Source organism: Candidatus Schmidhempelia bombi str. Bimp (genome assembly GCF_000471645.3).
GTDB classification, from domain to species: Bacteria; Pseudomonadota; Gammaproteobacteria; order Enterobacterales; family Orbaceae; genus Utexia; species Utexia bombi.
The window spans coordinates 1-12483 of sequence record NZ_AWGA01000042.1; the positions used below are offsets into that span (position 1 = coordinate 1).

At 38.7% G+C, this 12483-nt stretch carries 11 protein-coding genes and 1 pseudogene; 5 read left to right on the top strand and 7 right to left on the bottom strand.

The window, feature by feature from the left end:
* From O970_RS03855 to O970_RS03865, 3 genes and pseudogenes are all read right to left on the bottom strand, one after another.
* Positions 1 to 616, bottom strand: a pseudogene (locus O970_RS03855) (hypothetical protein); the annotation flags it as partial.
* Between the two features lie 11 nt (positions 617 to 627).
* The gene (locus O970_RS03860; protein WP_051318593.1) at positions 628 to 3201 is read right to left on the bottom strand and encodes a type VI secretion system Vgr family protein; all 2574 of its coding nucleotides are present in this window, start codon (positions 3199 to 3201) and stop codon (positions 628 to 630) included.
* A gap of 342 nt (positions 3202 to 3543) precedes the next feature.
* A complete protein-coding gene (locus O970_RS03865; protein ID WP_166667077.1) occupies positions 3544 to 4233 on the bottom strand; it encodes a M15 family metallopeptidase in 690 nt (229 codons plus the stop codon).
* Between the two features lie 221 nt (positions 4234 to 4454).
* Between O970_RS03865 and rlmN the strand changes: the two genes are divergently transcribed.
* The 3 genes from rlmN to O970_RS03880 all read left to right on the top strand — a co-directional run bounded on the left by rlmN (position 4455) and on the right by O970_RS03880 (position 6878).
* Positions 4455 to 5624, top strand: coding sequence for a dual-specificity RNA methyltransferase RlmN (gene rlmN, locus O970_RS03870; protein WP_051318594.1), 1170 nt, complete (start codon positions 4455 to 4457; stop codon positions 5622 to 5624).
* A gap of 37 nt (positions 5625 to 5661) precedes the next feature.
* Entirely contained in the window at positions 5662 to 6189 is a 528-nt protein-coding gene (locus tag O970_RS03875; protein WP_130575719.1) for a hypothetical protein, read from the top strand.
* Between the two features lie 125 nt (positions 6190 to 6314).
* Positions 6315 to 6878, top strand: coding sequence for a manganese efflux pump MntP (locus O970_RS03880; RefSeq protein WP_024495851.1), 564 nt, complete (start codon positions 6315 to 6317; stop codon positions 6876 to 6878).
* A 157-nt stretch (positions 6879 to 7035) separates the two neighbouring features.
* Here O970_RS03880 and groL read toward each other — a convergent pair whose 3' ends face one another.
* The 3 genes from groL to O970_RS03895 all read right to left on the bottom strand — a co-directional run bounded on the left by groL (position 7036) and on the right by O970_RS03895 (position 9628).
* Positions 7036 to 8682 carry a chaperonin GroEL gene (gene groL, locus O970_RS03885; RefSeq protein WP_024495852.1) on the bottom strand — a complete coding sequence of 549 codons (1647 nt, stop codon included), beginning with the start codon at positions 8680 to 8682 and terminating at the stop codon, positions 7036 to 7038.
* Positions 8683 to 8727: 45 nt separating this feature from the next.
* Positions 8728 to 9021, bottom strand: coding sequence for a co-chaperone GroES (locus tag O970_RS03890; RefSeq protein ID WP_024495853.1), 294 nt, complete (start codon positions 9019 to 9021; stop codon positions 8728 to 8730).
* 142 nt (positions 9022 to 9163) lie between these two features.
* The gene (locus O970_RS03895) at positions 9164 to 9628 is read right to left on the bottom strand and encodes an FxsA family protein (protein ID WP_024495854.1); all 465 of its coding nucleotides are present in this window, start codon (positions 9626 to 9628) and stop codon (positions 9164 to 9166) included.
* A gap of 579 nt (positions 9629 to 10207) precedes the next feature.
* Here O970_RS03895 and mdtJ point away from each other — a divergent pair.
* Both mdtJ and mdtI read left to right on the top strand, forming a co-directional pair.
* Positions 10208 to 10567 carry a multidrug/spermidine efflux SMR transporter subunit MdtJ gene (gene mdtJ / locus O970_RS03900; protein ID WP_036562585.1) on the top strand — a complete coding sequence of 120 codons (360 nt, stop codon included), beginning with the start codon at positions 10208 to 10210 and terminating at the stop codon, positions 10565 to 10567.
* A 10-nt stretch (positions 10568 to 10577) separates the two neighbouring features.
* Complete coding sequence (gene mdtI, locus O970_RS03905) at positions 10578 to 10907, top strand: multidrug/spermidine efflux SMR transporter subunit MdtI (protein ID WP_024495855.1); 330 nt, start codon at positions 10578 to 10580, stop codon at positions 10905 to 10907.
* A 90-nt stretch (positions 10908 to 10997) separates the two neighbouring features.
* Here mdtI and ettA read toward each other — a convergent pair.
* The coding region (gene ettA, locus O970_RS03910; protein WP_024495856.1) for an energy-dependent translational throttle protein EttA at positions 10998 to 12483 on the bottom strand (1486 nt) is incomplete at its 5' end.

Here is a 12483-nt window from a genome sequence, read left to right on the forward strand (position 1 = left end):
ATAGAGGATTAATTTGGTTAAAAATTTTATTTATTACTTCGAGCATCTCATCCAGAACTGCGCACAGTTGTTTACTACTTAGATTATTTTGTAAACTTTCTAAATGTTTAGCGAGATATTTAAGTGGTTGATGAATATTTAAGGCTTTTAATGTTTTTTGTACCGCAGGGGTATCTAAATAAATATGTAACTGCTTTATTCCTTTTTCAACCGCTAGGGTTAGCAAGTGTTGTTTAACTTTATTACCAGCATGTAAATATAGACGTCTTATCGGTGCAAATAAAATTTTTAAACAGCCTTTAACCAGCGAGCCTAATACGGGAAAGAGTCCAATTAAAGTCAAGACCAGCGCCACCCATGCCATGGTGTCACCGGTATCCTGATTAATTTTTTTAGCATTGGCGATAATATCACGAATATCACAAATTTGATCGACGAATGGGATCATGGAGATGACCGTGCCCGTGGCCATTTGGGCGGTAGTTTGCTCTTCATTAAAATCCCCCTGAAGTACCTCCCATACCCATGCGGCAGAGGCGACTAACTTGTCTTTAATATGATTAGGAAAGGCTTTAAAGAAGGCTAAAGCACTCTTAAACGCTTCTGAAAATTCCATGTTGATTATCCTTATTCATTTATTTTTTGTAATTCTGTTAATAATGGTTGATAATCCCCCCACGCTGTCTCTGGCAATGGGTCGGGTAAGTGATAGGTGACGGTGCCCTTTTCTAACGGTACCGATTCATGATAAGCATAGCCGTTCTCATCTAATACGCCTTCAATCACTTTACCGCCGATGAATTTAATTTTATAAGGTACATTTGCCATTGGTGATAAGTCACTATCACGAAAATCAAGGGATAAACTGTAATTTCTATCACAGAAAGCCGGTAAGTAACGCGGTTCATACCTTTGTGATTTTTGCCCCATTTTTTGAATTAAGGAACATTTTAATCGGATCGGATTTTCAGTCCCTAATTCAATCCCTTGTTGGCTAATTTTGATATAGCTGCCACCACTAAGTAGCGTGATCCCTTTCTCGGCAGTGAGTGTGGTTTCTCCGTTAACGCTGTCTATGGTTAGGTTATCTTTCGCCATTAATGCTAAAGCATCATTTTGTGCTTGTATCTCTACTTTGCCTTTGGAAGCAAACAGTTTTATCCCCATTTTGTGAGCAAAAAAGCTTAATGCTTCACCGGCTGCTAGGGTGATTTTCTTTAAGCTGCTAATATCGGTGTTGGCTTGCGCTGTGAGCGTCGTGGTGTTGCCTGATGATAATTGAATATTTTCTGGGCTGGTTAATCCTATTCCCTGTTCAGCATAAGCCAATAACCCATTTTGACTAAGGTTAGTTAGGCTTTGTGTTAATTGCCGTTGACTTTCGATATCGGCAGGATAAGCATTAGCGTTATCGGCTGTTTGTTGTAAAGATTTGGCAATGGATAACGCATTTTCTAGTTGGGTTATGACTTGCTGCATGTCCAGTTGTTTATCTTTAGCTTTAGGTGCCGTGGTTGTGGTCAGATATAAGCCGCTATTGGCTGAGATCGTCCCCCATTTATCGGTACGCAGTTCAAATCCTTCTCCACGCGGGTTTTTTTGCTGGTCAACAATATGCCCAAGATTGAGCTGGGTTTTGCCGTATTCGGTAGCCAATTTTATATGTTCTTGACCGCGTTTATCATCCATGCGCAATTTGTTATTGGCTGGCGTGCGAATAACATTACGATGTTTGTTTTTGGTACTGATTGGGTCAGGGTGCACACTATTATGTAAGGCGTACGCAATATACGGACGATTGGGATTACCCTGAGTAAAAGCGATAGCGACTTCGGTCCCATCAATTAGTGGAAAGTGAAAACCATAGGTCTCGCCAGCGTACGGTTTAGCTAGGCGTAGCCATAAGCTCTCCTGACCGCGTTGCCACTCATTTAAATCAAAATTAAATTTAACCCGATATCGACCCTGTGTATCTATATAACCATATGTATCATTATCAGGACTGGTCACCCTTGCAGGTAGAGTCCCGTTGATTCTTGGCATAGGTAATACTGGCGGACGATAGGGTTTTAATTGGTTAAATGGGATGGCGGTAAAGGTTAATTGGTAGCTATCGCTACGGTTACCAGTGCCATGGGTACTGAGAATAATTAATCCCTGACTGATATCCTGCGCTAAAGGGGCATGGTTAATGATAATCCGCTGTCCTGGCGTTAAATTATATTGGTTGCTCTTGCCTGTGATAATTCGCTGTTGGCTGATATATTGCTGATGACGAAGAGTGGCATACCATGTGCCTGATTCAGGGGTGTCGATATCGCCCTTCTTCTGATAATGTTCACCATATAAGTAGTGATTCCCTTCGGTGGTGTTATCGTCAGGTTGGCTATTAACCTGCGCTAGATGATCGCTATTTGCTTGACGATAGTTATAATTTTGCACTTGAACGGATTGGGGTACCATTTTACTTTGTAGTTGTAAATCCCAGACACTGTGCGTGCCGCTATCATCGGTTCCACTCGGTGGTTGATAGGTGATAACGCCACCTTCTGCAAAGCCCTGTTGGTTGTCACTAATAATGACGACTTCGCAGTTATGCTCATTATCCGTTTCAAACCGTAACCAGACGCCAATATCCGCTAAAATACGTTGAATAAAGGCTAAATCACTCTCCTGCCATTGGGTGATAAATTCACGCATCGGGTAGGTGTCACGCAAATCCAATCGATAATCTATTCCTGTAAAGCCATGTTTACGTAATACCTGCTCCACCACGGCAATTACACTCTGATTTTGGTAAATCGCACTATAATGATGTAATTTTAGTAGAGCCAAACGTGGCTCGAGTACCAATTTATAGCGTGCTTCCTGTCGATTCACGGCAATTTGACTAAATTCGGTTATTACACCATATAACGTACGAGGTAAAGTTGGTGGGGTTAATGAACTGAGTGTATTTAACAAAATAGGACGGGATGGCGGCTGAAAAGTTAAGGTAGCATGTTGAGCAAGGATAGCATCTACCTGAATTTGCGCATCACTTGAGGTAACAACAATTTCATAGCGCCAAGGCTGATTAAGTGACGCTGTGCCATTAATGGATAAGATCGAGAAAGGTAGATGTTTATTGGTTATTTTTAATATATAAGCGTTTGATGTTGTTGAAGATGACATAGGCGTCAGTAAGTCAGATTCTATCATACTCTTCCCCCTTATTGTGTCTGAGATATTTTTATTATCAATAGAATTAATTTATTAGTTTAATCGAATTAGATTATTTTTTAAACTGTACTAAAAGGCGATGGTATTGCGTCATAAATCATTGTTAAAGGGATTATTATTAGGATCGAAACTCACCTATATTGAATTAAGGTAATCTAAACGTGTATCGGTGGTGTTAATGGCAGTAAACCATGAGCGGTTTGCGTGACCGTTCATGGCATATTAATTAATCAGTTAATATCAAGCGTACCGAGATAGTCGCCCAAAAGGGGTAGCGGATGTCAGATCATTAATTAAGTATTGTGAATAGCAATAATCGAATTAATAACATTGATGATTAATGGAGAATACATAATCATTAATTAATTTTTTCAGGTTAAGGTTGTTATGCCCAGCAAAATTAAGTTTATTGATGATCTGTTCAGGATGTTTATCCATATAGTAACGGTATTGGGCTATATAGTGTTTCGCAATTGGTTGATATGACCAATGCCACTCTTCAGGTTGGTAACCGACCTTACGACCTTGGGTAAACGACTGACAAAAACCATATTTAGGCATATTTTTTATTAACCAGTCGTATAGGATTTTACCTTGTTGATCTTGTAGGAAATAACTTGATTCAAGGCTGGTAATATCAACGTCTGTTCCCCAGTGATGACGTGATGTTCCTGGCATTGAAGAGTATTGTAAGATGGCATCTGCCGTTTTATGGCTATTTTTATATTTTGTATAGAGTGTCTTCCATTTACGTTGCCAAATCCCGTTTTGATAAGCATAGTTACGGGTGGCACTGATGATGATAAACGGCAAGGTTGGGTGTTCAGCTTTAAAGGCTTGATACGCTTCGATTAATTTTTCAGCGACCGGTTTTTGTAAATACATATTTGGTTTATTCACGGGCAAAATAGTATGGTCTAAATTAATGTAATTGGGATGGGTTTTTTCATTGAATTGCCCAATTAGTTCGTTTAAGGGAACGGTTGCTGCAAATGTTGAATGTGTCGTCATAAATAGGATTGTCACTAAAAGCGAGATAAAGATCTTCATCATCATACCAAGTTATTAAATAATAGAGTGATATTAACACAGAAAATAGGCAAATTATTTGCTAACAAGGTCGAAAAATCATTTATTTATCGGCCAATTTACATTGGCGAGTTCAATGAAAATCAGTATAATCACCGCTCTTTATAGTGCTCTTTGCCGTAATGTGTAAAAACGAGGCCTCCATGTTACACAATAATCCTGCTATTGATCATGATCAAGTAGCTTTTTCATCATCTGAAAAAATTAATTTATTAAACTTAACTCGTCCAGCTATGCGTGAGTTTTTTGCTGAATTAGGCGAGAAACCTTTTCGTGCCGATCAAGTGATGAAGTGGATCTATCACTTTGGGTGTGATGATTTCGATCAAATGACCGATATTAATAAAAAATTACGTGAACGTTTAAAAGCCATTGCTGAAATTTCAGCACCTGAGATTGCGGTGGAACAGCGGTCTAAAGATGGTACGATTAAATGGGCGTTGTCGGTTGGTGGTAATCAACAAATCGAAACGGTATATATTCCTGAGCGTGATCGGGCGACGTTGTGTGTATCGTCGCAAGTTGGATGTGCGTTAGCTTGTCGTTTTTGTTCGACCGCACAGCAAGGTTTTAATCGCAATTTACGCGTGTCAGAAATTATTGGTCAAGTATGGCGCGCCTCAAAAGTTATCGGCAATACTGGGGTAACTGGGCAACGACCTATTACTAATGTTGTGATGATGGGAATGGGGGAACCTTTACTTAATGTGACCAATGTCGTACCGGCAATGGAAATTATGCTTGATGATTTTGGCTATGGTTTATCTAAGCGTCGTGTGACCTTGTCTACATCGGGAGTGGTGCCGGCTTTAGATAAATTGGCAGGAATGATTGATGTGGCGCTAGCTATTTCCTTACATGCGCCTAATGATACGATTCGTAATCAGATTATGCCAATTAATGAAAAATATAATATGACGATGTTGCTTGATTCGGTTAACCGTTATTTGGCGGTATCGAACGCTAATCATGGTAAAGTGACGATTGAATACGTATTATTAAATCAGATTAATGATGGCGTTGAACATGCTAAGCAGTTAGCAGAAAGATTAAAAAATACGCCATGTAAGATTAATTTGATTCCTTGGAACCCCTTCCCAGGTGCACCTTATGATCGCAGCTCTAATACACGTATTGATCGGTTTATGAAAACGCTAATGGAGTATGGTTATACCGTCATTATTCGTAAAACTCGCGGTGATGATATTGATGCCGCTTGTGGTCAGTTAGCAGGTGATGTTATTGATAGAACCAAGCGCACACAGATAAATAGCAGACCTGACAAGGGGATTAATATTCAGCAGGTATTTTGAGGTAGTTATCCCAGTAACCTAATATAAAGGTGTTGATATGAGACAGATAAAATGGATATTGATTATATTGTTCGTATTTTATCTGTCTGGGTGTCATTCTCCCTCGTTGACTGATTTTGATCAGGAGCGTGCGACAGAGGCAAGATTAAAATTAGCCATCGCTTATCTTGATAGTCAGCCCGAAAATCGTTATTATCAGCAGCTTGCTTATCAAAATTTATTATTAGCTAAGCAATATTCACCGAATAGTGAGGCTGTTTTATTGGTTATGGCTCGTTTTTATCAACAAATTGGGCAACCTGAACAAGCAGACTATTACTATCAACAGTTAGTACGGCTACGATCTAAATCCGGCGCTTTTTTCATCCAGTACGGGCGTTTTTTATGTCATAGTGGACGATATCAAGATGCTAAGTATTATTTTGATCACGCCATCAAGCGAAATGATTTTCAATGGCAGATTGAAGCGATAGAACATTACGCTCACTGCTTAAGATTACAAGAGCGACATCAAGAAGCTGAGCAACAGTTAGCTTTACTGTTATCGCTTTCACCACAAAAGTAAAACGTTATTTATCAAGAGACGTCATTGTCTATTTTATATATGAAATAGCGTGGAAGTAGCAATTCAATCAATCGTTAATTATAGCGATAATTAATTTAATAAAAAAATAATAGGTAGTGTGAGCAATGAATTTTTTTCCTCTAATGTTAATTGCATTGGCGATGTCGACTGACGCCTTTGCTGTGGCAATTTGTAAAGGTGTAGCGATGAAAACGCCTCGATTGAGCGATGCCATAAAAGTGGGGGTTTTATTTGGTTTTATTGAAGCCATTACCCCGATTTTAGGTTGGTTATTGGGGTATGTCGCTGTGCAATATATCGCTCAGTGGGATCATTGGGTTATCTTGGCACTGATGCTATTTCTCGGAAGCCGTATGATTGTGAATGGGCGCGAACAAAGCGGAGACGCGTGTGAAGAGCGTCAGGCTAAAACCGAGTCGCTTTTTATGTTAATTTTAACCGCTATATCAACCAGTATTGATGCTTTTGCGGTAGGAATTAGCTTAGCCTTTGCCAGTGTTAATATTGGTCTGGCAGCATTATGTATTGGTCTTGCCACCTGTATAATGGTGACTATTGGTATTTTATTAGGTAAAAATCTTGGTATGCTTATCGGTAAGCGTGCAGAGATATTAGGCGGTATCGTATTGATATTAATTGGTTTTTTTACTTTTTTTACCCATTCATAATGCGATAAGCGGTTGATGATTTCATCATTGGTTGGCTAAACTAGCTTCTGACTAATTTACTATAAAAAGGTGTAGTAATATTGATTTTATGCATTAAATAAAAAAGCGCTGTTAACAGCGCTTTTTTTGTAACTTGGAATCAATGAGGGAAAATGAATTACATCATTCCACCCATACCACCCATGCCGCCCATACCACCAGCAGCACCTAAATCAGCTTTATCATCTTTAGGTAAATCAGTTACCATACATTCAGTCGTAATCATAAGACCAGCAACAGACGCTGCGTATTGCAATGCGCTACGGGTTACTTTAGTTGGATCTAAGATACCCATTGCAATCATATCGCCGTACTCTTCGGTCGATGCATTATAACCATAGTTACCTTGACCTGCTTTGACTGAGTTAGCAACAACGGATGCCTCTTCACCACAGTTAGTCACGATTTGACGTAGTGGTGCTTCCATTGCACGTAAAGCTACTTTAATACCGACGTTTTGATCTTCGTTATCACCTTTAAGCGCAGTGATCGAACTTGCTGCACGTACTAGCGCTACACCACCACCAGCAACAATACCTTCTTCAACGGCTGCACGTGTTGCATGTAATGCATCTTCAACACGCGCTTTCTTCTCTTTCATTTCAACTTCTGTTGCTGCACCAACTTTAATTACTGCAACACCACCAGCTAGTTTTGCAACGCGTTCTTGTAACTTCTCTTTGTCATATTCAGAGGTCGCTTCTTCAATTTGCTGACGAATTTGGTTTACACGTGCTTCAATCAGTGCTTGGTCACCAATACCATCAATAATCGTGGTATTTTCTTTATTGATAACCACACGTTTCGCTTGACCTAAATCTTCTAAAGTTGTTTTTTCAAGCTCTAGACCGATCTCTTCAGAAATAACAGTACCAGACGTTAAGATAGCAATATCTTGTAACATGGCTTTACGACGATCACCAAAACCAGGTGCTTTTACCGCAGCTACTTTAACGATACCACGCATGGTATTCACAACTAAGGTTGCTAAAGCTTCACCTTCTACATCTTCGGCAATGATTAACAGTGATTTACCTGCTTTTGCTACCGCTTCGAGTACTGGTAATAACTCACGGATATTAGAGATTTTTTTATCAACTAATAAAATGAATGGACTTTCTAATTCAACGGTTGCGGTCTCAGGTTTATTGATGAAATAAGGAGATAAATAACCGCGGTCGAATTGCATACCTTCAACGACATCTAATTCATCTTCAAGACCTGTACCATCTTCAACGGTGATAACCCCTTCTTTGCCTACTTTTTCCATCGCTTCAGCAATAAGTTTACCAACTGTTGCATCAGAGTTAGCGGAAATCGTACCCACTTGAGCAATTTCAGTTGAGTTTGAACATGGACGAGATAATTTTTTTAACTCTTCTACTGCCGCGGTTACCGCTTTATCGATACCACGTTTTAAATCCATTGGATTCATGCCAGCTGCAACAGCTTTTAACCCTTCGTTCACAATTGCTTGTGCAAGAACGGTTGCGGTAGTTGTACCATCACCTGCTGCATCATTGGCTTTAGACGCTACTTCTTTAACCATTTGTGCGCCCATGTTCTCAAATTTATCTTCTAATTCGATTTCACGAGCAACAGAAACACCGTCTTTAGTAATCGTTGGCGCACCAAAAGATTTATCTAAAACCACATTACGTCCTTTTGGTCCTAGGGTAACTTTTACTGCATCAGCGAGGATATTAACACCTTGTAACATTTTTACGCGCGCATCATTGCCAAATTTTACGTCTTTAGCTGCCATTTTGTCACTTCTCCTAAAATTTGTATTCGTTAATATTTAATTCAATTATTCTTGAACGATGGCTAAAATATCGTTTTCTGATAGAATTAAAACTTCTTCATTATCGATTTTCTCAGTTTTAACACCATAACCTTCATTGAAAATAACGATATTACCTACTTTCACATCTAAAGGTTGAACTTGACCATTTTCTAAAATACGACCGTTACCGACAGCAATTACCTCACCACGGGTTGATTTGCCAGCTGCAGAGCCAGTTAAAACGATACCTCCAGCAGATTTAGATTCTACTTCTTTACGTTTGATGATAACTCGATCATGCAATGGACGAATGTTCATTAGTCTCTCCTATAACTGAATTTTATATTAAATGATTTTATTTAAAGGTAGAAAATAAGTTCATCAATGAGAACTTCCTATTATTACCTGACAATATGGGGATTTTGCTTTTAATCTTCAAGTCTATCTCACTAAAAATTTTTTATTTGCCTATTTTATCGTCATATTTATGTGAAAAACTTCCCTCAATAATATCATCGTTCTGATTTGTATAAGCGTTTCTAGAAGTGAATACAAAATTGAAGTAAGGATGACGCTTTATTTTGGCGATAACATAATTGCTAAATAGGTTTTGTACGCTAGGAATCAGTAAAAATGCGCCAAGGATATCGGTTAAAAAGCCAGGAATCACCAGTAATAAACTCGCTAACAGTGTTGCCATACTTTTTTTCGATGGCTGTAGATCGTTTCCGTCAAAATAATGTGTTTGTTGCATTGATAAAATAGATGTCAAACGTTGTCTTTTTAATAACGACATTCCAATACATGATGTAGTAAAAAAAGCAATAAGGGTAAACAGTACCCCCAGTTGATTGGCAATGGTCACAAACAGGTTAACTTCAAGATAGAGATATATAAGTAAGAATAGTATTAGTAAACGTTTCATCAGGTTATACCATTATTTGATTAAGATAATATTGTAGTTTATATAAGTACTGTATAGCATATTTTCAATAAACGGTAAAAAAATGGACTAAATCAATGGTAATTGTACTGTGGTAGACGTTATCCAGATGATTTATAATGTTATCTGGCTCATTGTATTAGATAAGTAAAGGTCATTTTTATAAACAGATAAGCGAAAATAGTTAATGAAGATCATCATGTTGCTAGCCATCATTGCTCTTATTAGGTAGCAATTTCTTAGTACATTAATTTGAGAAGCGCGATGATTAAGTGACTATTTTCAGGTTAACAGATTGGGTTTTATCCATAATTATGCTAGTATAATTATGGATAAAAAAGGATATGTTACTGTTTTTATTATAAATATAAATAATTTTTTAATGTTATTACAATAACCTTTTTCTTTTGGTTTTATTACCACTTCTATTATTACTGATGATGATTCTTGACGCTTAACATGTTAGCTTTTATTGCTAACGGTTTTAGTCAATTTGCCATTACCTATTTTTTACGTTAATTAATTCAAATTACAATAATTTTAAAATATTTTGGAGTTTTTATGTTGTACTGGGTTTACCTAGTTATCGCCATCGCCACTGAGATCGTCTCGACCCTTTCAATGAAACATGCCAGTATGACGGGTGAACATTTCGGTTACTTAGTGATGTATGTGATGATCACCTGTTCCTATATCTGTTTAGCTATAGCTATTAAGCGTATTGCATTGGGGGTGGCCTATGCATTGTGGGAAGGGATTGGCACTTTTTTTATTACCATTTTTAGTATTATGCTGTTTAATGAGCCTATGAATTGGGTAAAAGCGTTCGGATTGTTAATGTTATTGATCGGTTTATCATTAGTAAAATCAGGAACGAGTATTAAAGCTAAAACTAAGTCGGATCAAAAGCTACAAGGCTAAGGAAACCATTATGCAGAATGTTGAATATTATCATGTTATTTATCTAATTATTGCTACATTGCTAGAAATTGTAGCAAATATCTTTTTGAAACTTTCTGATGGTTTTAAACGCATTTGGTTGGGCGCATTATCGTTAACCTTTGTTTTAGCGGCGTTTACCTGTTTTTCCCAAGCTGTTAAAGGGTTTGATTTATCTGTTGCTTATGCGTTGTGGGGCGGATTTGGTGTCGTTGCGACCGCTTTAGCTGGATTAGTTTTTTTTGGACAACAATTAAATTGGCGCGGTTGGCTGGGAATTCTTACGCTTATTTTAGGTATGGTCATTATTAAATTCGCCTAGCTAGATAGAATCAGTAGGCTAGGCGACAAGTAGTTGCGTCAACGCGACATCGGTTATATCCGTTATTTAAACGGATATAACCGTCATTGATTATTTGGTAATACGTTTATATTTTGCGCGTTTCGGCTCTAAGGCATCGGCACCAAGCGTACGTTTTTTCCACTCTTCGTATTCAGTAAAGTTGCCTTCAAAGAATTCGATATGACCTTCATCTTGATAGTCTATAATGTGTGTTGCGATACGATCTAAGAACCAACGATCATGCGAGATAACTAATGCACAACCTGGGAATTCAAGTAAGGCATTTTCTAAGGCGCGTAACGTTTCAACGTCCAAATCATTGGTGGGTTCATCAAGCAGTAATACATTTCCGCCCACTTGCAATAATTTAGCTAAATGCACACGTCCGCGTTCACCCCCCGATAATTCACCGACCCGTTTTTGTTGATCTACCCCTTTAAAATTAAAACGACCAACGTAAGCACGGCTTGGGATTTCAAAGTTACCGATACGCATAATATCTTGACCGTTAGAAATTTCTTCCCAGACACTCTTTTTATCATCCATACTATCGCGGAATTGATCTACCGAAGCAAGCTGGACCGTTTCACCAAGGGTAATGCTACCTGAGTCAGGTTGTTCTTTCCCTGATAATAAACGGAATAGTGTCGATTTACCCGCACCATTAGGACCGATGATACCAACAATAGCACCTTTAGGAATACTAAAAGAGAGATCATCGATTAATAGACGATCGCCATAAGCTTTACTCAAATGCGCAACGTCGATGACTTTCTCTCCTAAACGTGTCCCAGGTGGAATAAATAATTCATTGGTTTCATTACGTTTTTGGTAATCAGTGCTGTTTAGCTCATCAAAACGAGCAAGTCTCGCTTTACTTTTTGCTTGTCGACCTTTTGGATTTTGTCTTACCCATTCGAGCTCTTTTTCAATCGATTTACGGCGCGCCGCTTCGGTCGAGGCTTCTTGAGCTAATCGCTGATCTTTCTGCGCTAACCAAGATGAATAGTTGCCTTCCCAAGGAATCCCTTCACCACGATCCAGTTCTAAGATCCAGCCTGCCACATTATCGAGGAAATAGCGGTCATGGGTGACGGCCACCACTGTCCCCTCATAGTCATGTAGGAAGCGTTCTAACCAAGCGACCGATTCGGCATCTAAGTGGTTCGTTGGTTCATCTAATAATAACATGTCAGGTTTTTCTAATAGCAGACGACATAGCGCGACTCGGCGGCGTTCCCCCCCTGATAAGTGTTCAATTTTAGCTTCCCAATCAGGTAAGCGTAACGCATCGGCTGCACGTTCTAATTGACTATTTAGATTATGTGCATCATGCGTTTGAATAATCGCTTCCAATTTGGCTTGTTCTTGGGCTAATTTATCAAAATCAGCATCAGGATCGGCATAAGCCGCATAAACTTCGTCTAATCGAGCTAATGCGTGTTTCGCTTCAGCCATAGCTTCTTCTACCGCTTCACGTACCGTCTGATTCGGATCTAGTTTAGGTTCTTGAGGTAAATAGCCAATTTTTAATCCAGGTTGCGGGCGGGCTTCC

What these genes read in the sequence shown, in the direction of transcription:
- rlmN (WP_051318594.1), top strand. Translation starts at nt 4,455, where the DNA reads ATGTTACACAATAATCCTGCTATTGATCATGATCAAGTAGCTTTTTCA.
- O970_RS03865 (WP_166667077.1), bottom strand. Translation starts at nt 4,233, where the DNA reads ATGACGACACATTCAACATTTGCAGCAACCGTTCCCTTAAACGAACTA.
- O970_RS03860 (WP_051318593.1), bottom strand. Translation starts at nt 3,201, where the DNA reads ATGATAGAATCTGACTTACTGACGCCTATGTCATCTTCAACAACATCA.
- O970_RS03875 (WP_130575719.1), top strand. Translation starts at nt 5,662, where the DNA reads ATGAGACAGATAAAATGGATATTGATTATATTGTTCGTATTTTATCTG.
- O970_RS03895 (WP_024495854.1), bottom strand. Translation starts at nt 9,628, where the DNA reads ATGAAACGTTTACTAATACTATTCTTACTTATATATCTCTATCTTGAA.
- groL (WP_024495852.1), bottom strand. Translation starts at nt 8,682, where the DNA reads ATGGCAGCTAAAGACGTAAAATTTGGCAATGATGCGCGCGTAAAAATG.
- mdtI (WP_024495855.1), top strand. Translation starts at nt 10,578, where the DNA reads ATGCAGAATGTTGAATATTATCATGTTATTTATCTAATTATTGCTACA.
- O970_RS03880 (WP_024495851.1), top strand. Translation starts at nt 6,315, where the DNA reads ATGAATTTTTTTCCTCTAATGTTAATTGCATTGGCGATGTCGACTGAC.
- mdtJ (WP_036562585.1), top strand. Translation starts at nt 10,208, where the DNA reads ATGTTGTACTGGGTTTACCTAGTTATCGCCATCGCCACTGAGATCGTC.
- O970_RS03890 (WP_024495853.1), bottom strand. Translation starts at nt 9,021, where the DNA reads ATGAACATTCGTCCATTGCATGATCGAGTTATCATCAAACGTAAAGAA.